This is a genomic window from Rufibacter sp. LB8, from assembly GCF_014876185.1.
Taxonomy (GTDB): domain Bacteria; phylum Bacteroidota; class Bacteroidia; order Cytophagales; family Hymenobacteraceae; genus Nibribacter.
Genome location: NZ_JADALJ010000001.1, coordinates 3617451 through 3642420, shown reverse-complemented (window position 1 = coordinate 3642420; position 24970 = coordinate 3617451). Strand labels below are relative to the sequence as shown.

The following is a 24970-nucleotide window of genomic DNA, read 5'->3' as shown; positions in this document are numbered from 1 at the left end:
GCGTGGATTTACTTCCGTGACTTTCTGCAAAAAGAAACTTCAGCAGGTGTAGATCATCCCGGGCCTTCAAAGCGGGACGAAAGGCGTAGAGGAAATAGAATTCAAAAGTGAATGGAGCGGATAAAACTTGAATCCGTTTTCGGTCTCATTTCCAGAATTGAGCCCAAAAACGGATTTGCATTTCGTCTGAAATAAAAAAGCGCTGCTCTCCTTTTTTGGAAAGCAGCGCTTTACTTAAAAGCTTTTTTGCTTAGTTGTTCTCTCTGAACGTGGTGTTGTAGAGCTCAATGCTCTGCTGGATGATCTTGTAGGCATCTTCGCGGCCCAGGAAATTCTCTACAATCACTTCCTTGTTCTCCAGTTTCTTGTAGTCCTCAAAGAAACGCTGAATCTCCAGCAAGGTGTGCGGGGGTAACTCAGAGATGTCATTGAAGTGTTTCACAGACATATCATTGGCCGCCACGGCGATGATCTTGTCATCTTCTTCGTTGTTGTCAATCATCTGCATCACGCCAATCACTTTGGCATCAATCAGGCACATGGGCGCCACGTCAATAGAGCAAAGCACCAGAATATCCAGGGGATCTTTGTCATCACAATAGGTCTGCGGAATGAACCCGTAGTTGGCCGGGTAATGCACCGCCGAAAACAACACGCGGTCCAGTTTCAGCATGCCGCTGTCTTTGTCTAACTCATATTTGGCTTTGGAGCCTTTGGGAATCTCAATGATACCGGTTACCACGGCGGGGGCGTTGTCGCCGTACTCTACATCGTGCCAGGGGTTGAAGGCACTCTTTTTTGTTGTTTCTAACATATCTACTTTTCTCTATTCTACTTTTAAGCGGTTTATATTTTACCGCATGTGTTCTAACAAGGCGCGCCCGATGGTTCCGTTGGGCTCCTGAATGCGCAGCCACGCCGCCAAACTGGGCGCTATGTCTATAATCTCTGTTCTTACCGTTGACTCGCCCGCCGGAATCTGCCAGCCGTACCACAGCAGCGGTATGTGCGTGTCATAGGTCCACGAACTGCCGTGCGTAGTGCCTTTGGCCTCGGTTCGGCCCCAGTTCTCATACCAGCCCGGCTGAAACGCCACTAACACGTCTCCTGACCGGTACGGCATATAACCATTCTCCATCAGCATGCCCAAGCCGCGCGTCCAGTGCGACTTCATCAAGGCATCTGCGGTGAAAGACCGCAACACGCCCGGGAACCGTTGCATGAACCTTGCTACCTCTTCCTGTATTTCGGTGAGGTTGGCCTTCTTACTTTCCACCACCGCGTGGTTCAGGTACACCTGCTGGTTCATGAAACTGCTCACCCAGTCTGCCGTCCCAAACTTGCTGTTCAGGTGCTTTTTGAGCGAATCTGTCATGACCGCATTGTTGGAATTGCCGGCCGGAATGCGCAGGCTTTTCATGTACTGCGGATTTTGCGCGGCGCCGTGGTCAGCGGTCAGGAATATCAATACGTTCTGTTTGCCTAAATGACCATCCAAAAATTTCAGAAAATCAGCCAATTCCAAATCAAGGCGCAAATATAGGTCTTCCACCTCAATGGCGTTCGGCCCGAACTGGTGCCCCACATAATCTGGCGTTGAGAAACTGACGGCCAGAAAATCGGTGACTTCGCCTTTGCCCAGGCTCTCGGCTTTAATGGCCTCAATGGCGAAATCCTTGGTATAGGTGTTTCCGGCGGGAATGGATCTGAGAATGTCAAACGTCTTGCCGCGGTAGGCGGGAATGTTGTGCGGAAAAATAGGCTTGGCTTCGCCCGAAAAAACACCTTCGTGGCGTTGGTCATCTGCGGTGCTCTGCGTGTATTGGTCTATGGGCAACAGCGTGTTCCAGGGTTGGCTGGTATACTGTTCAGGCAGCCTGCGGGCGTTGAACGCCTGTACCCACGCCGGAAGTTCCTGCATGTAATAGGTGCTGGTGATCATGGCGCCGTTGGCGCCGTCATACCAATATGCCGCATTCGCCGAATGCCCCGCCGGAAGAATAGAACCTCTGTCTTTCAAGCTCAGGCCAATGACTTTGCTTTTCTGGTTGGTGGCTAGTTTGAGTTCATCTGTGATGGTAGTACTCAACATGTTCACCGGCGACATTTCCCCGGCTTTGGAGGTACTGCCCACGGTTTTCACGGACTTATCCTCAGAACAATAGATGTTGCGGCCGGTGGCACGGTTGTACCAGTCATTGCCCACAATACCGTGTATGGCGGGCGTGGTGCCAGTGTAGATAGACGCATGGCCCGGACCTGTATAAGTAGGAACGTAATTGTAATGGTTGTTCCGAAAGTTGAAGCCTTCGTTGATTAACCGCTTGAACCCGTTGTTAGAGTACTTGCCCCAGTAGCGGTAGAGGTAATCATAGCGCATCTGGTCCACCACAATCCCAATCACTAGCTTCGGTTTATCTGGGGCCGCGTTCTTCTTCTTTTTCTTCTGCGCGAACACCGAGGTGCTCGTGCAAAGCGCCAGCAAAAGCAAGAACCAAAAGCGTATGGACTGTTTTCCCATGTTTATGAATTTCTGATAACCGTTTTCGGGGTCATTTCTGGAAATGAAGCCGAAAACGTAAAGATATCAGCATATGGTAGTTGCCCCGCACATTTAGAGCAAGCGCGGCAAATTTAATGTTGGCGTAATACCAACGCCTGTAAACAGCAAACGCCCATTTTCCAATGGGCGTTTGCATGAAAGGATAATGTTTGAAACTTATCTGCTGGCTGCAAGCGCCTCGGCACCACCCACAATCTCAAGGATCTCAGTGGTAATGGCGGCCTGCCGCGTTCGGTTATAGGTCAGTTTCAGTTGTTTCAACAGTTCACCGGCGTTTTCGGTGGCCTTGTCCATGGCGGTCATCCGGGCACCGTGCTCAGAGGCATTGGATTCCAACACGGCCTTGTACACCTGAATCTTCAACGATTTAGGAATCAATTGCTCCAGAATCTCCTGCTTAGACGGCTCAAAGATATAGTCAGACTCTACTTGCGTGGCGTTAGCATCTAGTTCGCTTTCCTGAATAGGCAGGAATTGCTCAGTGCGCACAAACTGGGTGGCCACGTTCTTGAACTCGTTGTACACCAAGTCTACCTGATCATACAAACCGGTTCTGAAGCCGTCCATGGCTTGCTCGGCGGCTACGCGCACGCGGTCAAAAGACAGATTCCCGAAGACAGTGGTATAGTCACCGGCCATTGGGAAACTGCGCTTGTTGAAGAACTCGTGGCCTTTTTTGCCAATAGCCATGATCTCCACGTTGCCGGCGGCGGCCTGGGCGCTGTAACGCTCAGCTATCAAAATGTTGACTGCCTTCATCACGTTGCTGTTGAACGCGCCGCACAGACCGCGGTCTGAGGTTACGGCAATGATCAACACCCGCTGCACGTCGCGCTTCTGAGAATACACATTCTGGCCAGCTTCGCCTTCCACGTTGGAAAGGTTGGTGAGAATGTTATTCAGGCGCTGGGCATACGGACGCATGCGCAGAATATTATCCTGGGCCCGGCGCAACTTGGCCGCCGCCACCATTTTCATGGCTTTGGTGATCTGCTGCGTTGAACCTACAGAAACAATACGGTTACGTACTTCTTTTAAACTTGCCATTCAGTTTCAGTCACGTATAAACAGAGAAAGAAGCGCACCAGAAATCTCCGGCGCGCTTCTCCTGTTAAGTTAAATTAGTTACGGTATCTCGCAGTCAAATCGCGCGCTACTTCTTTCAACGTACCTGTTACGGTATCATCAATCTTACCGGCTCTCAAAGAATCCAATACCGGACGGTGCTGCGCGTTCAAGGTCATCAAGAAGTCTTTCTCAAACGTACGCACTTCGTTTACCGGCACATCATCAATCAGACCGTTGGTACAGCAGTAGATCATGGCTACCTGGTCCTCTACCGCTACCGGCGAGAACTGGGCTTGCTTCAACACTTCCAGGTTTCTGCGGCCACGCTCAATGGTCAATTTGGTAGAGGCATCTAGGTCAGAACCAAACTTAGCGAAAGCTTCCAATTCACGGAACTGCGCCTGGTCCAGCTTGAGCGTACCAGCCACTTTCTTCATTGACTTGATCTGGGCGTTACCACCTACCCTAGATACCGAGATACCTACGTTGATAGCCGGACGGATACCAGAGTTGAACAAGTTGGTTTCCAAGAAGATCTGACCGTCTGTGATAGAAATCACGTTGGTTGGGATATAGGCAGAAACGTCACCGGCCTGCGTCTCAATGATAGGAAGCGCGGTCAAAGAACCACCACCTTTCACCAAATGCTTGATAGACTCCGGCAAATCGTTCATGTCACGCGCAATCTCGTCAGAAGCGTTGATTTTAGCCGCACGCTCCAACAAACGGGAGTGAAGATAGAATACGTCACCTGGGTAAGCCTCACGTCCTGGAGGACGACGAAGCAACAAAGACACTTCACGGTACGCTACTGCTTGCTTAGACAAGTCATCATAAACTACCAGTGCAGGACGACCGGTGTCACGGAAGAACTCACCAATAGCAGCACCGGTAAAGGGTGCGTAGAATTGAAGAGGAGCAGGGTCAGCAGCTGGAGCAGCTACCACCACAGTGTAACGCATGGCACCGGCAGACTCCAAGGCATTCACAATCTGCGCCACGGTAGAAGCCTTCTGGCCAACCGCAACATAGATACAGAATACAGGCTCACCACGGTCAAAGAATTCACCTTGGTTGATGATGGTGTCAATAGCCACAGCAGATTTACCTGTCTGGCGGTCACCAATGATCAATTCCCGCTGGCCACGGCCAATTGGAATCATAGAGTCAATGGCTTTGATACCGGTTTGCATTGGTTCGTTTACCGGCTGGCGGTAAATAACACCGGGTGCTTTTCTTTCAATGGGCATTTCATAGAGTTCGCCGGTCAAAGGACCTTTGCCATCTATAGGGTGGCCCAGGGTGTTTACCACACGGCCTACCATGCCATCACCTACTTTTACAGAGGCAATTTTATTTGTTTTCTTTACGGTGTCGCCTTCTTTAACGTCGGACCAGTCACCCAACAATACCGCACCCACATTGTCTTCCTCTAAGTTAAGAACAAGGGCTTGCAGACCATTTTCGAACTCTAACAACTCACCAGACTGCGCCTTAGATAAGCCGTAGATACGAGCAACACCGTCACCCACTTGCAGCACCGTACCAACTTCTTCCAGTTCAGCTTCGGTTCTGAAGTTTGACAGCTGTTCTCTTAAAATCGCTGATACTTCATCAGGTCTAACTTCTGCCATGATTATAGTTTAGTAATGTATGGATTTTCTTTAAACTTGTTTCTCAATTTCTGCACGCTGGTTTTGATAGTATTGTCTATTTGTTGGTCACCAATGCGCAGCACATAACCCCCAACTACTTCTGGGTTCACCACTTCTGTCAGCTCTACTTTGCTACCGGTACGGTCCACTACCATTTGCTGGAACGTGGCACGCAAGTCATCTGTCAGCGGGGCAGCCGTGGTCACGGTTGCTTTCTGTATGCCACTGATTAAGTTGTATTGTTTTACAAACTCAGTTGCTACAGACTCCAGAACAGCCTCACGGTTTTTCTGGGTGATGATTTTGAAAAAAGCCATGGTGAGCGGAGTCATGCTTGCGCCAAAAACGGCGGTCAGGATGGCCAGCTTCTTGTCATGCTTTATAATAGGGTTGCGCAGGGCCAGTTGGAAGTCACGGCTTTCATTCAGGACTTTGGTGAAGGAACGCATGTCTGCGTACACTTTCTCCAGAGAACCTTGCTCCTGGGCCAATTCTAGCAGAGACTTTGCGTACCTGGAGGCAACTCTTTCGTCTGACATTTCTTTCTCTTGCGTGGGTTGAACGAGGATACTTCCTTTTCTCTAGTGGCGGGAAGCAACACGCCGGTTCTTAGGGTTTAGCCTAAATTGGCTTCCTGCAGGTAGCTCTGTACCAACGCACGTTGCGCGGTTTGATCCTGCAACTCACGTCTGATCAATTTCTCAGCTATCTCAATAGACAAGTTGGCGGCTACGTTTCTTACTTCTGTAAGAGCAGCTTTCTTCTCGTTCTCAATAGAAACGCGGGCGTTTTCAACCAGGCGCTGACCTTCTTCAGTAGCTTTAGTGCGGGCTGCTTCCAATAAATGGTTGGCAGACTCAGTGGCTTCTTTCAAGATGCGCTCACGCTCAGCACGGGCTTCATTTAAAAGACGCTCGTTGTCGGCTTTCAGAGACTGCATCTCCAGTTTGGCTTTTTCGGCCATGCTCAGAGCGGCGTCAATGTTGCTTTCGCGCTCACGCAGGGCAGCCATAATGGGTTTCCAGGCGAACTTTGATAACAGGAAAAGCACCACCAAAAAGGTGATGGTCTGCCAGATAAGTAGTCCAATATTTGGCGTTACTAATGGATTCATTTCTTTCAGTTAAAGTCTTGGGAAGAAACTTCTTATTAACTCAATATACTACTTGGCTTTCATTACAACTCCCGTCCAGACCAATCGTCAGGACGGGAGCCATAAAAATCATCTTACTTGATGAAAGAGATCAGAAGGCAAACAACCACCCCGAACAGGGCAACACCTTCAATAAGAGCAGAAGCAATGATCATTGCAGTCTGGATCTTACCACCGGCCTCTGGCTGTCTTGCAATAGATTCCATGGCAGAGCCACCAATTCTACCGATACCAAGACCAGCGCCAAGCGCAACTAAACCAGCACCGATACCGGCACCCATAATCGCGAAACCTGCGCCTTCTGACAAAGCTTGAAGCAATAATGCTAACATAATTGTAGGTATATATAGTTAAAAAAGAAATTCAAATTAATTAATGGGCAGCTACCGTGTGCGGCGCATCACCGTGGCCATGGTCGCCGTGACCGTCATGCTCCTCTACCGCGCCACCAAAATACATGGCAGACAGCAGGGTGAAGATGTACGCTTGCAGTAAAGCCACAAACAGCTCCAAAAAGTTCATGAAGATAGCAAATGCCACACTCACCGGGCTAATGGCCACGCTTTCAAAGATAAAGATCAAGCTGAACAAACTCAGGATGATGATGTGACCCGCCGTGATGTTGGCGAAAAGACGAACCATCAAAGAGAAAGGCTTGGTAAAAATACCGATCACCTCCACCAACGGCATGATGGGAATACCCCACTTCAACCACCACGGAACACCCGGCGTGTTGAAGATGTGTCCCCAGTAGGATTTGTTCCCAGAGAACACGGTAATCAACAACGTAAATACCGCCAAGATCAAAGTCACCGTGATGTTACCGGTTAAGTTAGCGCCACCGGGCATCAAGCCCAACAGGTTGTTAAACCAGATAAAGAAGAACACGGTCAACAAATACGGCATGTAGCGCTCGTACTTAGGGCCAATGTTGGTTTTAGCAATGTCATCACGCACAAAGACAATGATGGGCTCAAAGAACGACTGCATGCCGCGCGGCGCCTTGCCTCTGTTTTTCTTGTATGCACCGGCAATAGACATAAACACTAAGAACATCAGCAACACGCTCAACAGCATAGACGCCACGTTCTTGGTGATGGACAAATCCAGAGGACCTACCGCTTTGCCTTCCACGGTTCTGGCCTGGCCGTTAGCATCTGCATAATAGATGTGGCCATGGTTCATCACGTAGCCGTTGTAGGGCTGCAGTTCATGGTTGGCGTTGTAGAAGTTGCTGGACGAAAAAACATCCACCCCATTCTCCCCATATAATATAACTGGCAACGGTGCCACCAAGCCATCAGCGAAATGCCAGGTATAATCATCACCAATGTGGTGCATGATCATGTCACCGGGGTTGAACGCAGCACCATCTTTAGATTCTGCCGCCTGGGCTGAAAAAGTAAGAATAGCAAACAGGAATACGAGTATCTTCTTCATTAAGAGCTGGTTAAAAGAAACGAACAAATGCATCATTCGTCCCCTCTCATTTGCTTTTTTGAATTTTGGCGCAAGTTACTTAACAATGCGTAGATTTCAAATGCAGTGTAGATAAAATAAAGCGTGAAAAAGTTGAACACAAATTGCACTATGTGCTCTTCATGGAAATACCTATATACAAAAATTACTATTATACAGAAGACCATGCGCAGCCCCATGGAGCTGAAATAGTAGGCCTGCAAATTCTCAGAATCATGCTTTAACCCCAGATGGGCCACATAATGGGCAAACCCGGTCAAGAAAATAAAGAAGCCCAGCAGGTACCAGATATAGGTATGCACCAGTTCATAACCAGTAAAGCCCACCAATAAACTGATCACCACCACCAACCCACCGGTCAGCAAAATCATTCCGCGCAGAAAGCCCAAATTCCTTTTTATTTTTTGGTCAGAGAGACAATCACCTTGTACATAGACGCCACCACGGCCACCAGCAGCAAGACCAGGGTCCACCACGGAATCTCGTTCTCAAAGTATGCGTCCAGTTTGCGCCCGCCCAGCGCCGCCACCGCCATGATACCAATCATCTGGAACGCCAACCCCGAGTACTTGAGGTACGGCTTCACCTGAGATTCTTGCGGGGCAGATGGTTTATCTTGGTTGGGCTCCTGGTTCATAAAGTACAAGCTGGGTGCAAAGGTACGAAAGCCGCGGCAGGAACGGCAGAAAGTTTGCGGTGCGTTTTTGGCTTCGTTTCTGAAAATGAGCCCGAAAACGGAAATACATCTTTCCACCTGGCTTCAACTTTAAAAATTCCTTGCAGAAATGAAGGCCGATTATTACTATACGAGCTTGAGCCTGATGCGTTTGCAGAGCCGTTAACAGAAAGCCATGCGTACCCTTTACTATTGGCCAATGTCATTTTGGGACTTTCCGTTTTCGGCCTCATTTCCCAAAATGAGCCCAAAAACGGACTCCTCTGCCACCTGAATCAGGATTTCGCGTTAAGGAGAAACAAGCCGGTGCGCCAGCATAGCGAACGGGTGCATAAAAAAGTGTAAATTTGCTTTACTGCGCTTTTACCAAAGGATATTAATCTTTCCTATGGAAGCACGCAAATGAAATAAAATGGGCGCCCTATAGTTGTAGTAGTGGTCCCTTATTTTTTGGATACGCCTTGAGACGAGCACGTTTTCTTATCTATTTTCTGTTACTGGCCGTGGTGGCTGGCTGCGCGCCAGACAAGCCCTTCGGCAAGTTTTACCACAATGTGAACGCCCGGTTCAACGGCTACTTTCTGGCCCGTGAAAAAATGCGCGAGGCTGAAGCCAAGATGGACGCCGCCCTGGTCAATGACTACAACCGCGTGCTGGACATTCTTCCGCCCTTAGACACTACTTTTCTCAAAACGCTCAAGCCAGACCTGGAAGAGGCTATCAAGCGGGCCTCGTTCGCCATTGCGCGGCATCCCAAGTCACGGTGGGTAGATGATAGCTACGTGGTGGTGGGCAAGGCCCGCTATTACCTGGGCGAAGATTCTGAGGCTATCAAGACCTTCCGGTTTGTGCAGACCACCAGCCCAGACCGCCACGCCCGCCATGAAGCCTTGGTCTGGTTGATGCGCGTGTACATCCGGCAGAAAGACTATGACGCGGCCATCTCAGTATCTGAGCTGTTCAGAAAAGAGCGCATGAACGAAGAAAACGGCCGTGAGCTGTTGTTGACCCGTGCGCACCTGGCTAGCCTGCAGAACGACCTGCCCACCACTATCCAAAACATGGAGCAGGCCGTGGCGTACGCCGATAAAAAAGACCAGGAAGCCAGACTTAGGTTTATTCTGGGGCAACTCTACATGGCCACCAACCAAGACCAGAAAGCCTACGAGCAGTTCACGCTGGTTTTGAAAAAGAAGCCGCCCTACGAGCTGGACTTCTACACCAAACTAAACCAGGCCCAGGTCACCAACCTCAAAGACGTCACTGACAGAGCCCGCGTGGAGCAATTCCTGCTGGCCTTAGCCAGCGACGAGAAGAACAAAGAATACCTGGACAAGATTTACTATGACCTGGCCAAGCTGGAGCTTCGGCAGAAAGAATACCGGGAGTCGCTCACGTATCTGGGCCAATCTACCAAAGCCTCCACCACCAACCGCAATCAGAAAGCCTATTCTTATTTACTGGCGGCGCAGATTCATTATGACCACCTGCAGCAGTACAAACTCTCGCAGGCGTATTATGACAGCACCTTGCAAATCCTTCCGCCTACCACGCTGGGCTATGAAGAATTAGCAGACCGCAAAACCGTGCTCACCGCTTTTGTGCAGCAGCTGGAGATTATCAGAACCGAAGACAGCCTCCAGGCCCTGGCCGGTTTAAGCGACACCGAACGAGCCGCCAGAGTAGCCCAACAGATTACGCAAGAGAAAGAAGCCGCCGATGCTGCTGCGCTAGCTGCCTCAACCGCCAGAAACACTACCGGTGCCGCTGGTGCATCTGGTCCGCCCGTGGCTGGCCCGGCCGGCACCTGGTACTTTGACAACCCCGTGGTCATGGCCAATGCCCGCAATGACTTCCTGCGCGTGTGGGGAGACAGACCGTTGCAAGACAACTGGCGCCGCAGTGCTGCCTTGGCCTTGGGCGGTGGGCAGCAAGCCGGTCCGGCCACCAGCGCCGGGGCAGATACCGCAGGCGTGGCCGCGGCTGCCGCCCAAAAACAACAGCAATACTTAGCCGCCATCCCCTTAAACGCTGAGCAGCTGGCCGCCTCTAACCAGCGTTTGGAGGAAGCCTACTTTACCTTGGGCAACATTTACCAGCAGCGTTTGCGTGAACCACAGCAGGCCACCCAGACTTTTCTGAAGTTACTGGAGCGTTTTCCGCAGTCTAAACACGCCCCTGAAGTTTATTACAGTTTGTTTGTCTTGGCGCAGTCCATGCAGCAGAACGAGCAGGCCGCCACGTATGCCCGTATTTTGAAAGAGCGTTTCCCTACCTCCAAGTACAGCCGCCTGATTGAGAACCCAGATTTCCTGCGCACCTTCTCCGTGGAAAATGCCGCGGCCTACGCCCTGTATGATTCTGCCTATGTGCGGTATGAAAAAGCGAACTATCCGCAGGCCTTGGGCTTTCTAACGTCGCTGTCTGAGAAATATCCTCAGAATGACATCCAGGACCAGATTGCTTTTCTCAGAGTGTTGGTGGTGGGCAGAACCCAACCGGGACCGCCGTTCAGAGCCGCTGTGGAACAGTTCATGCAGACGTACAAAGAAAGTCCGCTGCTGCCCAAGGCCAAAGAACTGTTGACCGTGAACCAGAAGTTTGAAAGCGGGGAATTCGCCAAAAAAGCCGTGGAGGAACCGCCGCTCAGGCCAGAGGAAATGGTGCTGGAGGCGCCTAGCTATCAGGCTAACCTCACGGCCCCGCATGCTTTTGTGATTGTGCAGACCGCAGACACCGCCGCCACCAGGTTATTATTGAATTCATATACGCAGTACAACAGCAAGTTCCACCCGCGCAAGAACCTGACCTTAGAGACCCAACCGTTGGCCGACAGCACCCGTCTGCTGGTGGTGCAGGCGTTTCCAGATTACAAAGGCGCTCAGCAATACGCTAAATTACAGACGGCGCGTTCTTCTCCGTTGGCCGCCGGGAACGGCCCGAAATTTGTTACCTTTGTCATCTCTGCCACTAACCTGAGGCTGCTGCTGCAACTGAAGAACCTGGAGGAGTACATCGCCTTTTTTGAAAAAAATTACCAATAACATGTCGTCTTCACCTGAAACTAAGTTCCGGAAAATCATCTCGGGGCTTTGGCTCTTTTTTGCCGGTGGGTTTGTGTTCTTTTTGCTGTACGTGTTTGCGGTCAGCATCAACTTCCTGAACCTGTTCGGCGATTTGCCAGACCTCAAGACCCTGGAAAACCCCAAAAGTGAGCTAGCCTCTGAAGTGTATTCAGAAGACGGCCAACTGCTGGGCAAGTATTTCAGGGAGAACCGCAGCCCCGTGACCTATGAACAACTGCCGCAGCACTTAGTAGACGCGCTGGTAGCCACCGAGGATATTCGGTTTGAGGACCACTCCGGCATTGATTTCAAAGGCACGCTGGCCGTTCCGTATTACAAATTGACCGGCAAGCAGGACCGGGGTTCCAGTACGTTGACTCAACAGCTGGCGCGCAACCTTTTTAGAACCCGTGATGATTTGAACAATGGCCTGCTGAGCGGTGTGCCCGGTTTGCGCATGCTTATCATCAAGACCAAAGAATGGATTATGTCCATTAAGCTGGAGCGCTCTTACACCAAGAAAGAGATTTTATTAATGTACCTAAACACCGTGGACTTCGGGAGCAATGCCTTCGGGATTAAGGTGGCTTCTAAAACCTTTTTCAACAAAGAACCAGAGCAATTAAGTCTGCCTGAAGCCGCCACGCTGGTGGGGGTTTTAAAAGGCCCTTCGTTCTACAGCCCGGTCACCAGACCAGAACGCTCTATGAACCGCCGCAACACGGTGCTGGACCAGATGCGTAAGTACCAGTACATTGATGATGCCACCTACACCGCCGCTTCTGCCAAACCCATCGTATTGGATTTCAACGTTGAGAATCAGAACAAAGGCCTGGCGCCTTATTTCAGAACCGAAATTGGAAAGTCACTCTCTAAATGGGCGAAGGAAAACGGGTATGACCTGTACGCCGATGGCCTGAAAATCTACACCACCATTGACTCCCGCATGCAGAAACACGCCGAACAGGCCGTGGAGCAGCACATGAAAGTGATGCAGAAGGAATTCTTCAAGCAGTGGAAAGGCAGAAACCCCTGGACCTATGATGATGGCCGGGAGATGAAGAACTTCATCACAGACAAAATTAAGCAGACCGCCCGCTATAAGAGTTTGGTAGAGCAATACGGCAGCAATGAAGACTCCATCCAGTACCACCTCAAAACCAAGATTCCTATGCGGGTCTTCTCGTGGGGCGGCGAGCGGGATACCTTGATGAGTCCCCTGGATTCCCTGAAATACTACAAACACTACCTGCACGCAGGCTTTATGGCCATGGACCCTCTCACCGGCAAAGTAAAGGCTTGGGTTGGCGGTACCAATTACAAGTATTTCAAATATGACCACGTGAAACAAGGCGCGCGTCAGCCAGGCTCGGTCTTTAAACCGTTTGTGTACACGGCTGCCATTGAAGCAGGGTATTCGCCTTGCTATGAAGTGGTGGACGCGCCCGTGACCATCATTAACTCAGACGGCGTTCCCTACACGCCCAAAAACAGCGACGGTAAATATTCAGGCCGCCGACATACGTTGCGCGAGGCCTTGGCTTTGTCGGTGAATACCATCACCACGTTCCTGATGAAAAAGCTGGGCCCTGAAGCCGTGGTACAGACGGCACAAAGATTGGGCATCACCACAAAACTAGACCCTGTCGCGGCCTTGGCTTTGGGTTCCAGTGACGTGACCTTGTATGACATGGTGGGCGCGTACGGCACGTTCGTAAACAAAGGCACCTGGACGGAGCCGCAATATTTGATGCGTATTGAAGACAAGAACGGCACCGTGTTACAGGATTTCGCGCCGAAGACGGTGGAAGTGTTGAGCGAAGAAACGGCGTATACCATGGTGCACATGCTGCAGGCCTCTGCTGATATTAGAGGCGGCACGGCCTACTACGGTCTTCGTCACAGATACGGGCTCAAAAACGAAATTGGGGCCAAAACTGGAACTACCTCCAACTACTCAGACGCGTGGTTCATGGGCATTACCCCAGACCTGGCGGCCGGTGTGTGGGTGGGCGGCGAAGATCGTAGCGTTCACTTTAGGAGCGCCGCATATGGCCAGGGAAATAAACTCGCTATGCCTATCTACGCCATCTTCATGAAGAAAGTGTACGCAGACAAAGCCCTAAATGTGTCCAAGGCCCCGTTTCCCAAGCCCACCACGCCCATGTCTGTCAACTTAAACTGTAACGGTAGCAATACCCCGACGGTGGCAGATTCCGTAAAACAAGACCAAACCCTCACGTTGCCAGATAACGTGGGCGAAGGTTTCTAAGGAATTTGATCTATGGCGGTGGCGGAACACTTGAAGGAACAATTGCGGCATTTGCCGCACAGGCCGGGCATTTACAAGTTTTATGATGACAAAGGCATTATCTATGTAGGCAAGGCCATTGACATCAGAAAACGGGTCAGCAGCTACTTCAACAAATCCACGCAGCACAATAAGAAGACCAAAAAGCTCATCACGCAGATTCAGCGCATTGAGTTTACCATTGTTGACAGTGAGGCCGATGCTTTTTTGCTGGAGAACAACCTCATCAAGCAGCATCAGCCCAAATACAACATCCTGCTCAAAGACGGCAAGTCATACCCGTACCTGGTCATCACCAATGAGCGCTTCCCACGGGTCCTGAGCACGCGCAACAAAATCAATGACGGCTCCCGCTACTTCGGGCCATACCCCAGCGTGACCAGCATGTACGTCATTCTGGAAATGATTAGGTCTTTGTACCCGTTGCGCACCTGCAGCTACAACCTGAGCCCTGCCAACATTGAAGCCGGCAAATTCAAGGTCTGTCTGGAATTCCACATAGGTAACTGCAAAGGGCCCTGTGAGAATCTGTATGATGAAACTGAATACAATCACCACATTCAACAAATCAGAAGCATCCTTTCCGGGAACCTGAGCATCGCCAAAAATTATTTCAAAGAGAAGATGTCAGCGGCGGCGGTGGAGATGCAGTATGAATTGGCGCATCAGTTCAAGTTGAAGCTGGACATGCTGGATGACTTCCAGTCTAAGTCTACCGTGGTGAGCCACACGCTTACCAACATTGATGTGTTTACCATTACTTCCAATGAAAAATGCGCCTTCCTGAACTACCTCAAGGTCATGAACGGCTCCATCATCTCCACGCAGTCACTGGAGGTGCAGAAAAAACTGGAGGAAACCGACCAGGAGATTCTGGCCAGCATTATCATGCAGCTCAGGGCAGAATACGAAAGCTCCGCAAAGGAAATTCTGGTGAACATTGACGGCCTGGAACTTCCCTTGGAAGGCATTACTATCACCGTCCCCCAGATTGGCGACAAGCGGAAGTTGCTGAACCTTTCCATGAAGAATGCCATGTACCTGCGCAAGGAGAAGGAAAGCATGCAGGACAAGTCCAAAGACAGCAGCGAAGTCCGCATCATGGAAACCATGAAGAAAGACCTGCGTTTGACCGAACTGCCCAAGCACATTGAATGCTTTGACAACTCCAACTTTCAGGGCGATAACCCGGTGGCGTCTATGGTTTGTTTCCGGAACGCACGGCCGTCCAAGAAAGATTACCGGCATTTCCATATCAAAACCGTGGTGGGCCCAGATGACTTCGCCTCTATGTATGAAGTGGTGACGCGCCGGTATAAAAGGCTGCTGAACGAAGGCGCGTCTTTGCCCCAACTGGTGATTATAGACGGCGGAAAAGGACAATTGGGCATGGCGGTGAAGGCGCTCAAAGACCTGGGTATTTACGGGCAGGTGGCCATTGTGGGTATTGCCAAACGCCTGGAGGAAATCTTCTATCCCGGTGATACGCTGCCACTTTACATTGACAAGAAATCAGAATCCCTGAAACTGATTCAAAGGCTCCGCAATGAGGCGCACCGTTTCGCCATCACCTTCCACCGGTCGCTCAGAGACGCGGGCACCCTTAAAACCGAACTCACTGAGATTAAAGGCCTGGGGCCCGCTACCGCTGAGAAACTCCTGAGCAAATTCAAATCAGTTAAGAAAATTGCCGAACTCTCTCAGCAGGAATTGGAGCAGGAGGTAGGCAAGAGCAAAACCCAGCTGCTGTTAAACTACTTCGCGCAAAGCAAATAACGGTTGTTTTCCGTTTTCGGGCTCATTTCTGAAAATGAGCCCGAAAACGGGAAATTGGGCAATCTGTACAATCTGTTTTTGCCTCTATTTCTAAAACAGAGCCTGTAAATGGGAAAGCGCGGTTTTGCCCTCATTTGGAAAACAGAGCCCGGAAACGGGAAAGCCTACCCAAATCAGAAGCCATCCCACCTGTTCCCAAAAGGGCATAAAAAAAGGGAGACCGTTGGGCCTCCCTTTTTTTATGGTTTCTATTATTAGTAGCTCCACAGGCTATACTCAAACTCAATGAGTTCTTCCATGGCTTGCTGGGCAGCTAACAATCCTTTTTTACCGGCGCCGTACTGCTCGTCTAAGCGGGCATCATTCACGTTAGACACCTTGGTGATGTAAGAGCTGAACAACCAAAGATCAAAGGCGTCTGCCAGGTTTTTGTGCTGGGCATCATTCTGGGCGTTGAACCAGATGGCTTCCTCTGGATGCGCCTTGAATACTTTTACCAAATCAGCGAACTTGAAAGAAGCAATTGGCTTCTCAAAACCCAGGTTGTTGTATTTGGCCGGCATAATCAAGGTCAGGGCCTGAATGTCATGGTACAGGCGTGAGCGCTTTTTGTCAAAGACCACGTCTTCTTTCAACTCCAGCTTGTACATTTCATTGGCCATCAGCTCGTTGGAAATAGGGGCAGCTGCCGGGGCGGGCTTGCCATCTTTTCCTTTAGGAGCAGGCGTTCCCCAACCATCATCTGCAGCAGCAGGCTGATCAAAACCGGCTTGTTTCTCAGCTTCGGTTAAACCACCTACGGCGTTGGAAGGGCTCATGTTGGTGATGAACTCCTGTACCGTGATAGGGGTGTTAAGCGTATCTGATCTATAAGCCTGCAACTCACCGCGCTTCACCGCATCTACAATCACCTTGGAGATTTGCTTTCCGTTGGAAAACATAGGGCGGTTTTGTTTTTCGCGCAGGTCAATAGCACGCCAAACGGTTTTCTTGTACATCACATCAGACGCTGGAATAGGTCGCGCTGATGGGTTAGCGGCAGCAGAAGTAGTCATTAATTGCTGTGCCTGCTCAGACATTCTCTGCGCTTCCTGCTGACGAGCCAACTCCTCCTGGGCAGCCTTCTCCTGCGCAGCTTTGGCAGCTGCGTTCTGCTGCGTTTTGGCAGAGGTGGTTGTGGCTTTCTTGGTGGTACGCTTTTGGGCAGTACCTACCATTGGGATGCTCAGCATGCCCACCAAACCCAACACAATTAACTTCTTCATGGTACTAGGGTAAATTAGGTATTAATTAAGCTGAATGTTGATACTTGAATTATCAGAAGGAACAACCTCCTGCTGATCACGGAAGTTCATACGGCGAATCTCTTTCACATCAATGGCTATCCGGTCTCCGGCTCTGGCTTGCGCCGCTAGAGAAGAGATGTTGACGTTAGGTGAATTGCCCTGCACTTGACCTACTGGTCTGTTACCGCGCACTAAGTACACGGTGTACTGTGTTACTCTGTAACGCGCTTCCTTAGGTAATAAGTTCTTGAAACTTTCATCTGGCACCGCCTGAATTGTTAACGTACGTGGGCCAGGAGCCGCCATACCTTTCACTACATCTACTGGTCGGCCATTTGCCAAAGCAACCACTTGTGGTCTAGGCACCAGTCTCACGGTGAAATCTTGTGAACCAATTAGGTTTCCGCCGCTGCTTACGTTCAGTTTCACGTTTCTTCCGTTAGGAATCAACGTCACGAATCCTTTTTTAGCGCCTTTGATAACGGTTGCCCCAGAAGCAGAGAAAGAAGGCTCATAGTTGGCGCCCAATGCTGGCACCTGAATGTTCAATTCATTCCCACAGTTAAAGTACAATGAGTTAATAGCGGCAGACTGAATTTGCATGACCGGCTTAGCCACTATGTACTCTTGCGTTACCTGAAATGTGGTATCACGGCCAGATGGCTGACGGAAACGCACCGTTCCTTTCCAGGATTTCTTGGCATTGCCTTCAGCGTCATAGTTTCCAGCACTTGCCGTGAACTCAATCTGTCCACGTCCGGCTTTCACCTGAATTGGCCTCCCGTCTATTGACATCTGCGGAGTAATGGCATCTGAAGAAGCAGCCAAATACATTTCGGCCTTATACTTGGTACCAGCAGCAACGGTCTTTGACTCAGCACTGGCGGCTACAAATATTTTTTCGAACTTCAGGATTTCAGCACCTACCTGTTGGGCCAGTTTAGACAAAGTTTCTGCTTCATATTTCAGAACTTCAGACTCTTTCTGGGCCAAGGTTGCCAAAGCGGCTACCATTGGGGTTTCCTCAAAATTAAGGCGGGCGAAGTCTTTCTTGCGTTGCTCTTTGTTGTTGGCTACCCGTGGGTCTTCTTTACCACCCATGGCTATTTTAACAGGAACGGTTGGGTTGAATTGACGAATATACGTGGCATATTCATTCAGCTTTTTCTCCAGCTCATATCCTTTGCCATTACCGGTGCCAATCATGAGTACATTCACAACCTCATTGGCCTCTGGCTTTTTGTAGTTGCCTGTCTCAGGGTCTTTTCCGCCTGTCTCATCTTCCAGTTGTTTTCTAAGGCCGCGTAAGTACTGCACCATTTCGGCGGTTTTAGCACTTACCTGCTGCGCTTGCTCTACAACTTGTTTATCTTTTGCCGTACTCGCTCCTTCTGCTACTGCCGCTTGAATACCTTTCACGGCTCCTTTATTGTCAGCAACAGTTTTTTCATTCACTTCCATAAGGGAAGCATCAATGAATTGGAACTTCAAGAGTATTGCAGAACTTACGTTCAAGGCCAGCAGCGCCGTCAATACGAGATACATCATCCCGATCATCTTCTGCCGTGGGGTCTCTTTTCCTCCAGCCATAGTATCCTTTTGTGTTTACCGTTTAGTTAAACTTAATTTCTTTAGGATTGGCAAAGGTTATCCTCTCATGGCATTTAGCATGTTGCCATAAACATTGTTCAACGAGTGCAGATTCTTAGTAAGGTTGGTTACTTCGTTTTTGAACTGCTCTGTCTCTTGGCTTGCCTGCGTCAAGTTCTCCATAGCCACGGTTAAGTTGCCATAGAATTTGTTCATTGACTTAAGGTGTGTGTTGGCGTCTTGCAATTCCATTTCATACACCGCGTTCAGAGCACCCAGGTTTTTAGTGATGTTCACCACTTGGGCATGATACGCTTGGGCATCTTTGGTAGAGTTAGCCATGTGGGTAACCGCTTCTACTGTGGCACCATATGCTTCGTTTACTTTGTCCAGAGAACCAGCAGCCGTACGAAGACGGGTAGCATACTCTTTAGAAGCCACGGTGGCATCTGTTACATCAGACAGTTGGTTAGCAGTATCGCTTAAACGGTTCAAGCCTTGGCCTAGTGAGCTGATAGTAGCTGGTGTTACATTGGCATCACGCAGCATTTTATCTAAATCACCGGTTACATTGGCACCAGACGTGCTAGGCACACTTGGCAATGGACCATCATAATCATCACGCAATTGTGGGTACACGCGCTCCCACTCCGGCTCATGCGGCGGGTTAGGCTGGAAAGCACTTAAGAAGAAGATAGCGGCCTCTGTTCCCAGACCAACAATCAGCATTTCATCTGCACCAGGTAAGTGGAGAATTTTAAACAAAGCCCCAATAATTACTACTGCTGCACCAATGCCATAGATTTTTGGCATCACCTTATCATAGAAGAAGTTACCTCTTGATTTGCTCATCGTTTTGACAGATTTAGATTGTTAGTGTTACGTTCAGAATTAAACTAAATGATAATGAAAGGTGATTAAGTTGCTTAGAATTCGCGGTCCTCAGAACGGCCAATGTAAATCATGGCACTCCGGAAACCTATGTAAGAACGGGCAGAATCCTGGAATTCAAAGTTACGCACGCCTGTCTCCAGGAAGTAGGCAATGTCTTTCCAAGAACCACCGCGTACAATCTTACGGGGCTCTGCGTCATTATAATAAGTAGGGTTCAAATCCCATACAATAGGAACAGTAGCTTCAGAATAAGCGTCTTCACACCACTCAGCCACGTTGCCAGACATGTCATAAAGACCAAAGTCATTTGGATAATACTGGCCTACTGGCGCAGTATACGTGAAACCGTCACTGTAATAGTCACCACGACCTGGTTTGAAGTTGGCTAGCATACAGCCTTTGGCGTTACGCAGGTAAGGACCACCCCATGGGTACGTAGCCAAATCACGACCACCGCGAGCAGCATACTCCCACTCTGCCTCAGACGGCAATCTGAAGTTTGGCATAGGCGCCTGTCCATTCTCAGTGTTGTAGTTGTTCTTGTGCTTGGTGCGCCAGTTGTTGAAATACTTGGCCGCGTTCCAGTCCACGCCTACTACCGGGTAGTCATCAAAGGCGGGATGCGTATAGTAGTACTCCATCAATGGGTCACCCATGTGGTAGGTAAAGTCTTTCACCCATACGGTAGTGTCTGGATACAACTGGGTCATCACAAATTCTTCGCCCAATACATCTAATGAGTCCTGACGGATGGCATCCATGAACTGACGGTACTCATTGTTGGTGATTTCAGTCTCATCCATGTAAAAACCGCCAATGGTTACCTGTTTGTTCAGGTTAGACATGCTGGCAGCAATATCCTGATCTGTCTGCCCCATGTGGAACGTTCCGCCCGGGCAGGCAACCATACCAAAAGGCACTTCCTGGGGGTTAAACTCAGGCCGGTCTCCTGCACCTATCAGATCCCCCTCAGAGGTTCTTCCCATCCCACAACCCGCCATCAAAACGACGCTCAACGCAATGGCAGAAAACTGTAAAAACTTATTCATAATCTTGGACTTGTAAAGAAATGGCGCTACCACTTGGCGTAATTAGTTATAAGATAGCAAATATATAGAACTGTTTTCAAAAACAAAATTATTGTTTTTTCCTGAAGAATAAACAATTAACGTTGTTAAGAAAATAATATTTTAAAAGGGTCTTAATATCAACTCCATCAAACGTATGCGAAGCATACCTTCTCCTCAACTTAGAAATTATACCGCGGAGTCTTGATAGGGGGTTTTGCAGTATTCTGAGATTTAGGCAGTCTATAACCTAGCATAACCTCATGCGAAGTAGGGCTTTTAGCTGCTGCGTCTACTACCGTGAAATCAAACGCATACCCAAAGCTCAAAGCATTGTTTTTCAATAGGTAGACTCCGAGCAAACCTGTAGCCGCCTCCCCGAAGCGGTAACCCGCCCCAGCCCAGAACTTACTGTTAAACGTTACCCGGCCACCGGCTTCAACAGAAGAAAGCCCTGCGCTTAAATCCTGCTTTAAAATGGCCGTTGGTGTTACGGCAATAGAAGAAGAAAGTTCCAGGGTATAGCCACCTGTGACCATTAAATGCTTCTCTCCAGTGACAGTACTCATATTTTGGTCACCCTGGGCGTTCTCAAATTCATAGACAGATCCTAACAGGTTGGTCAGGCCCGCTCCCACATACCAGTTGGTATGCTGGTACCACAAACCTGCCCCCACATCATACTTTCTGTCTGAGCTGTTAAAGGGAACTTTTGTATCACCTAGATCATTGGGCCGATAACCACCTTTGCTCATGTTGGTGATGCCTGCTTGCGCCCCTATCCCCAGCGTTCCCCCTGCTAGCTTAAGATGAAAAGCATAGGACAGCTGCGCATTGAAAATATCTACCGCGCCAATCTCGTCTTTCATTACTACCAGCCCCACTCCGCTTCTCAACGCAGAAATGGGTGCAGACAAGGTAAAAAGTGCCGTTTTAGGAGAGCCGCCCGCATCAAAGGAACCGCCATAGCCCAGCCACTGGTACCGGTACAGCACATTGACCTCTGTTTGGCCAGAAATTCCGGAATAGCCAGGGCTGATGAACTGGCCGTTAAAACCGTAGTGGCTGAACTGAGGCAGTTGTTGTGCCTTAGCAAAGCCAGCGGTCATCAAAAAGAAAAGAAGGAAGAGTACATGTTTGCGCATTCTGGAGGGCGTTTAGACGCTTTGCTTGCTTATAAGCCTGGGCATAAGCTACCAATAATTCAGTTTACCACCAAATTGGTTTTATGCTCATAGGTACAGCCTTGCTACGCACAAACGATAGAAAAGTAGCGCTTATTTTACTTTTTACCAGTATGTTGTTGAATATACACCTCAATGGCACCTGTCATGGACGGCGCATTGGGCATAGGCGCCTGAATATCCAACTCCAGGCCTGCATCACGCACCGCCTGGGCCGTGGTAGGACCAAAGGCGGCAATACGGGTATTGTTCTGCTTGAAATCTGGGAAATTCACAAACAGGGAGTGAATACCAGATGGGCTGAAAAACGCGATGCAGTCATACTTCACCTCGGCGAGGTCAGACAAATCTGAGGCGACGGTGCGGTACATGGTGGCTTCTGTGAAGTCAAAGCCGTTGGCACGCATAAATTCCGGTATATCCTCTTTGCGGATATTGGAGCATGGGTACAGGAACTTCTCGCCTTTGTGTTTCTTGAGCACGTCAAACAAATCAGAGGCGGTCTTGCCACCAATGAAGAGCTTGCGCTTGCGAAGCACAATGTATTTCTGGAGATAATAGGCCGTCTGGTCAGAAATACAGAAGTATTTCATCTCAGCGGGCACTTCCATCTTGCCTTCCGCGCAAATCCTGAAGAAATGGTCAACCGCGTTCCGGCTGGTAAAGATAATGGCCGTATGGTCCAGAATAGATACTTTGTCCTTTCTAAAGTCTTTGTAAGACACCGGCTCAATCTCAATGAACGCCCTGAAATCTACCTTTATCCCGTATTTCTCAGCTATTCCTAAGTAAGGCGAGTTATCGTTTGCCGGCTTAGGCTGCGTTACCAGAATACTGGAGATTTTCTTTGAATGTCTGTCCGCACCCAACGTTTCTTTACCGTCAGCCATGTTTAGAAAAAATTAAACAAATGTAATCTTTTGAGCCTCTTTTTGGTGACAACGTTTCTTACACAAAAACAATTAATTTGAGCAAAATCATCAACGGAATCACTTCTGTGGCGCAAAGGTAGGAAAATAAATGTAGATTTTGGAGGGAATATTTTTTACTGACGGTGTTGAAAGTCCTTAATACTGTGAAAACTAGCAGAACGGTAATACTCACGTTGGCAATCCAATACACTACCTGCGGCGTTGACTTGGCCAGGCCTAAGTAGAGCAACATGATAAGCGGCAGGAACACCCCCAACGCCAGCAGAGTGCGTAAAAACTCCCGGTACTGGGTCAGCACAATGTCCATTACGCCAAAAATAAACCCCATCAGGCGCAGGAACAGGTATTTGAACACCACAAAAAGAAAAATCAGGACCGTGTACAACAGCACCTTTGACACCAGGTCAGCCTGCGTGGCGGTGAACAGTTGGTTCAGGAGCGCCAGATTCTCCACTTCCTCATGCACCGTCACAATCAACAAGGCAAAGGATAACGAGAATGCCAGCACGAATAGTAAACTTGACCAGGTGCCAATGGGCTTGGCCAGCAATCCTTCTTCCAGGGTAGAAATCTTGGTGAAGTTGGAAACCGTGAATATACTGGCAAAATCAGAGTAGAAGGTCAACCGCAGACCGCCATAAATGAGACCCACCATCAGCATGAACAGCACCAAGGCGCTTCTAGGCGTATCTGACTGCCGGGGTTGCACTTTCAAAACGGCAGCCCGGGCAGGGCTCAGACGGGCGCTTTCTGCCTGGGGAATTCTAAAGGACGTATAATTGGGCTGTTGCCTGGGGTGCCACACCGTCAGCAGGTGCTGCTTGCCTGGTGTCAGAAATTGAGAGAAATCAAGGGTGTACCTGGCCGCAGAATCAGCTAAAAAGACCAGCTTGTTGTCTACATAAAGGCATAACTGCGCCCGCGCCGCGAATTCTACCTGCGGGTTGGTATAGGCATCCAGGGTGACCCATTGGTAAAGGGCGTGGTGCTCTTCATGGAACCCGGGTAGATAAGGCACCAATTGGTTTTTTGGGCCTTGGTACACCAACCAGTCAGAGGTCAGCAGAGGCTTTAAAAGCGGCGCCTGAGCATACCCAGTACTCACACACAACAAAAGGCACAGAACTATGCCTTGCAACTGCTTCATTCTGCTGTACTAACCGTTTTGGGGGGGTTCTGCCCCAGCACAATGCTTAAGATAATAGAGAAACCCAACAGGCAGAGCAGCAACACCAGATTCCCCCAATGAGAGAACGCGAACACAAACCCAATCACCAACAGGTTCAGCGTAGCTAAAATCAACACAGTAGCCACCTGACTGAAGCCCATAGCCAGAATACGGTGGTGAATGTGGTTTTTATCTGGTGCAAACGGTGACACGCCACGTAACACCCTGATCAGGGACACCCGTACTGTATCAAACAGCGGCACAAACAACACCCCTAAAGCCACCGCCGGGGCCGGATAGGCATTGTACATCTCCGGGTGACGGTTCAACTCTATAAACTGAATGGCCATCACAGACACCACAAAGCCACAGAGCAATGACCCGGTATCTCCCATAAAAATTCTGGCTTTGTAGAAGTTATAGCGCAAAAAGCCCAGCAAACCGCCTATGAGACACACCGCCACGCCCGCATAGTTAGAATAGGCCTCCACATGGGCATGCCAGAAAAAGAACCCAAATGTGGCTACAATGATGGTGACAATGGTACCTGCCAGGCCGTCTAGTCCATCAATCAAGTTAATGGCGTTGGTCACACCCACAATGGTGAAAAAGGTAAAGGCGTAACTAATGCCAATGGGCAATTCCTCTACCCCTAAAATTCCCTGGAAACTGGTGATTCTGATATCAGCAATGAACATGACCACGCCCGTGGCCAGCACCTGCATGAAAAATTTCTTAAAGGCCGAAATGGAAACCAGGTCATCTTTCAAACCGCCGAAGAACAGGATAATACAGCCCGCCAGCACCTGCTGTACGCCGTTGTCCAGAATCCCGAAGATGGTGAGGGCCGACATAAACCCGGCAAATACTCCTAACCCGCCCAGCCTGGGGGTAAGCGACACGTGTACCGTGCGCTTGTTGGGTTGGTCCAGAATGTTCTTCAAGTGCGCCACATACACAATAGACGGTATGGCAAACAGGGCTATGAAAAACGACCAACTAAAGGAAAGCAGGTAGGTGAAAAATTTCATTGATGGCCTTTAAAAGTAAATAGTATCAGCGCCCGGGCACCGGTCTGGGTTCAAGAACGGCGGCCAGGCTTT

At 49.5% G+C, this 24970-nt stretch carries 21 protein-coding genes; 3 read left to right on the top strand and 18 right to left on the bottom strand.

The features are described 5' to 3' along the window. Positions 1 to 250: 250 nt before the first annotated feature. From IMY23_RS15205 to IMY23_RS15160, 10 genes are all read right to left on the bottom strand, one after another. Entirely contained in the window at positions 251 to 814 is a 564-nt protein-coding gene (locus IMY23_RS15205) for an inorganic diphosphatase (RefSeq protein ID WP_192822912.1), read from the bottom strand. Between the two features lie 39 nt (positions 815 to 853). Continuing rightward, positions 854 to 2521: an alkaline phosphatase PafA gene (pafA, locus tag IMY23_RS15200; protein ID WP_192822911.1), complete on the bottom strand. Its 1668-nt coding sequence runs from the start codon at positions 2519 to 2521 to the stop codon at positions 854 to 856. A gap of 198 nt (positions 2522 to 2719) precedes the next feature. Next, the gene (atpG, locus tag IMY23_RS15195) at positions 2720 to 3610 is read right to left on the bottom strand and encodes an ATP synthase F1 subunit gamma (RefSeq protein ID WP_192822910.1); all 891 of its coding nucleotides are present in this window, start codon (positions 3608 to 3610) and stop codon (positions 2720 to 2722) included. Positions 3611 to 3684: 74 nt separating this feature from the next. Beyond that, complete coding sequence (atpA, locus tag IMY23_RS15190; RefSeq protein WP_192822909.1) at positions 3685 to 5265, bottom strand: F0F1 ATP synthase subunit alpha; 1581 nt, start codon at positions 5263 to 5265, stop codon at positions 3685 to 3687. A gap of 2 nt (positions 5266 to 5267) precedes the next feature. Next, complete coding sequence (atpH, locus tag IMY23_RS15185) at positions 5268 to 5825, bottom strand: ATP synthase F1 subunit delta (RefSeq protein ID WP_192822908.1); 558 nt, start codon at positions 5823 to 5825, stop codon at positions 5268 to 5270. A gap of 77 nt (positions 5826 to 5902) precedes the next feature. Further along, positions 5903 to 6400: a F0F1 ATP synthase subunit B gene (locus IMY23_RS15180; RefSeq protein WP_192822907.1), complete on the bottom strand. Its 498-nt coding sequence runs from the start codon at positions 6398 to 6400 to the stop codon at positions 5903 to 5905. Between the two features lie 113 nt (positions 6401 to 6513). Beyond that, a complete protein-coding gene (atpE, locus tag IMY23_RS15175; protein ID WP_066506565.1) occupies positions 6514 to 6771 on the bottom strand; it encodes an ATP synthase F0 subunit C in 258 nt (85 codons plus the stop codon). 40 nt (positions 6772 to 6811) lie between these two features. Continuing rightward, on the bottom strand, positions 6812 to 7879 hold the full coding sequence (atpB, locus tag IMY23_RS15170) for a F0F1 ATP synthase subunit A (protein ID WP_192822906.1): 1068 nt from the start codon (positions 7877 to 7879) through the stop codon (positions 6812 to 6814). A gap of 32 nt (positions 7880 to 7911) precedes the next feature. Further along, positions 7912 to 8289 carry a hypothetical protein gene (locus IMY23_RS15165; protein WP_225986519.1) on the bottom strand — a complete coding sequence of 126 codons (378 nt, stop codon included), beginning with the start codon at positions 8287 to 8289 and terminating at the stop codon, positions 7912 to 7914. A 26-nt stretch (positions 8290 to 8315) separates the two neighbouring features. Continuing rightward, entirely contained in the window at positions 8316 to 8555 is a 240-nt protein-coding gene (locus IMY23_RS15160) for an AtpZ/AtpI family protein (RefSeq protein ID WP_192822904.1), read from the bottom strand. A gap of 500 nt (positions 8556 to 9055) precedes the next feature. Between IMY23_RS15160 and IMY23_RS15155 the strand changes: the two genes are divergently transcribed. The 3 genes from IMY23_RS15155 to uvrC are packed head-to-tail and all read left to right on the top strand — an operon-like array spanning position 9056 to position 15746. After that, positions 9056 to 11638: a tetratricopeptide repeat protein gene (locus IMY23_RS15155; RefSeq protein WP_192822903.1), complete on the top strand. Its 2583-nt coding sequence runs from the start codon at positions 9056 to 9058 to the stop codon at positions 11636 to 11638. Between the two features lies 1 nt (position 11639). Then, positions 11640 to 13931, top strand: coding sequence for a penicillin-binding protein 1A (locus tag IMY23_RS15150; RefSeq protein WP_192822902.1), 2292 nt, complete (start codon positions 11640 to 11642; stop codon positions 13929 to 13931). 12 nt (positions 13932 to 13943) lie between these two features. Continuing rightward, positions 13944 to 15746 carry an excinuclease ABC subunit UvrC gene (gene uvrC / locus IMY23_RS15145; protein WP_192822901.1) on the top strand — a complete coding sequence of 601 codons (1803 nt, stop codon included), beginning with the start codon at positions 13944 to 13946 and terminating at the stop codon, positions 15744 to 15746. Positions 15747 to 16000: 254 nt separating this feature from the next. Here the strand turns inward: uvrC and gldN are convergent, their stop codons facing one another. From gldN to IMY23_RS15105, 8 genes are all read right to left on the bottom strand, one after another. Continuing rightward, on the bottom strand, positions 16001 to 17011 hold the full coding sequence (gene gldN, locus IMY23_RS15140) for a gliding motility protein GldN (RefSeq protein ID WP_225986518.1): 1011 nt from the start codon (positions 17009 to 17011) through the stop codon (positions 16001 to 16003). Positions 17012 to 17032: 21 nt separating this feature from the next. Further along, on the bottom strand, positions 17033 to 18622 hold the full coding sequence (gene gldM / locus IMY23_RS15135) for a gliding motility protein GldM (protein WP_192822900.1): 1590 nt from the start codon (positions 18620 to 18622) through the stop codon (positions 17033 to 17035). A gap of 57 nt (positions 18623 to 18679) precedes the next feature. Continuing rightward, positions 18680 to 19474 (bottom strand): gliding motility protein GldL, encoded by a 795-nt coding sequence (gene gldL, locus IMY23_RS15130; RefSeq protein WP_192822899.1) that lies wholly within the window; start codon positions 19472 to 19474, stop codon positions 18680 to 18682. Positions 19475 to 19548: 74 nt separating this feature from the next. Beyond that, complete coding sequence (locus IMY23_RS15125) at positions 19549 to 20565, bottom strand: SUMF1/EgtB/PvdO family nonheme iron enzyme (protein ID WP_192822898.1); 1017 nt, start codon at positions 20563 to 20565, stop codon at positions 19549 to 19551. Positions 20566 to 20765: 200 nt separating this feature from the next. Beyond that, entirely contained in the window at positions 20766 to 21728 is a 963-nt protein-coding gene (locus IMY23_RS15120; protein WP_192822897.1) for a type IX secretion system membrane protein PorP/SprF, read from the bottom strand. 137 nt (positions 21729 to 21865) lie between these two features. Continuing rightward, positions 21866 to 22657, bottom strand: coding sequence for a uroporphyrinogen-III synthase (locus IMY23_RS15115; RefSeq protein WP_192822896.1), 792 nt, complete (start codon positions 22655 to 22657; stop codon positions 21866 to 21868). Between the two features lie 58 nt (positions 22658 to 22715). Next, positions 22716 to 23846, bottom strand: a complete 1131-nt coding sequence (locus tag IMY23_RS15110) for a DUF4271 domain-containing protein (protein ID WP_192822895.1) — start codon at positions 23844 to 23846, stop codon at positions 22716 to 22718. Continuing rightward, complete coding sequence (locus IMY23_RS15105) at positions 23843 to 24898, bottom strand: glycosyltransferase family 4 protein (RefSeq protein WP_225986517.1); 1056 nt, start codon at positions 24896 to 24898, stop codon at positions 23843 to 23845. The genes IMY23_RS15110 and IMY23_RS15105 overlap by 4 nt, the downstream gene beginning before the upstream one ends. Positions 24899 to 24970: the final 72 nt, after the last annotated feature.

Bases quoted from the DNA above. Each gene is read 5' to 3' on its own strand.
- IMY23_RS15205 (WP_192822912.1), bottom strand. From the start codon at position 814: ATGTTAGAAACAACAAAAAAGAGTGCCTTCAACCCCTGGCACGATGTA.
- pafA (WP_192822911.1), bottom strand. From the start codon at position 2,521: ATGGGAAAACAGTCCATACGCTTTTGGTTCTTGCTTTTGCTGGCGCTT.
- atpG (WP_192822910.1), bottom strand. From the start codon at position 3,610: ATGGCAAGTTTAAAAGAAGTACGTAACCGTATTGTTTCTGTAGGTTCA.
- atpA (WP_192822909.1), bottom strand. From the start codon at position 5,265: ATGGCAGAAGTTAGACCTGATGAAGTATCAGCGATTTTAAGAGAACAG.
- atpH (WP_192822908.1), bottom strand. From the start codon at position 5,825: ATGTCAGACGAAAGAGTTGCCTCCAGGTACGCAAAGTCTCTGCTAGAA.
- IMY23_RS15180 (WP_192822907.1), bottom strand. From the start codon at position 6,400: ATGAATCCATTAGTAACGCCAAATATTGGACTACTTATCTGGCAGACC.
- atpE (WP_066506565.1), bottom strand. From the start codon at position 6,771: ATGTTAGCATTATTGCTTCAAGCTTTGTCAGAAGGCGCAGGTTTCGCG.
- atpB (WP_192822906.1), bottom strand. From the start codon at position 7,879: ATGAAGAAGATACTCGTATTCCTGTTTGCTATTCTTACTTTTTCAGCC.
- IMY23_RS15165 (WP_225986519.1), bottom strand. From the start codon at position 8,289: ATGATTTTGCTGACCGGTGGGTTGGTGGTGGTGATCAGTTTATTGGTG.
- IMY23_RS15160 (WP_192822904.1), bottom strand. From the start codon at position 8,555: ATGAACCAGGAGCCCAACCAAGATAAACCATCTGCCCCGCAAGAATCT.
- IMY23_RS15150 (WP_192822902.1), top strand. From the start codon at position 11,640: ATGTCGTCTTCACCTGAAACTAAGTTCCGGAAAATCATCTCGGGGCTT.
- uvrC (WP_192822901.1), top strand. From the start codon at position 13,944: ATGGCGGTGGCGGAACACTTGAAGGAACAATTGCGGCATTTGCCGCAC.
- gldN (WP_225986518.1), bottom strand. From the start codon at position 17,011: ATGAAGAAGTTAATTGTGTTGGGTTTGGTGGGCATGCTGAGCATCCCA.
- gldM (WP_192822900.1), bottom strand. From the start codon at position 18,622: ATGGCTGGAGGAAAAGAGACCCCACGGCAGAAGATGATCGGGATGATG.
- gldL (WP_192822899.1), bottom strand. From the start codon at position 19,474: ATGAGCAAATCAAGAGGTAACTTCTTCTATGATAAGGTGATGCCAAAA.
- IMY23_RS15125 (WP_192822898.1), bottom strand. From the start codon at position 20,565: ATGAATAAGTTTTTACAGTTTTCTGCCATTGCGTTGAGCGTCGTTTTG.
- IMY23_RS15120 (WP_192822897.1), bottom strand. From the start codon at position 21,728: ATGCGCAAACATGTACTCTTCCTTCTTTTCTTTTTGATGACCGCTGGC.
- IMY23_RS15115 (WP_192822896.1), bottom strand. From the start codon at position 22,657: ATGGCTGACGGTAAAGAAACGTTGGGTGCGGACAGACATTCAAAGAAA.
- IMY23_RS15110 (WP_192822895.1), bottom strand. From the start codon at position 23,846: ATGAAGCAGTTGCAAGGCATAGTTCTGTGCCTTTTGTTGTGTGTGAGT.
- IMY23_RS15105 (WP_225986517.1), bottom strand. From the start codon at position 24,898: ATGAAATTTTTCACCTACCTGCTTTCCTTTAGTTGGTCGTTTTTCATA.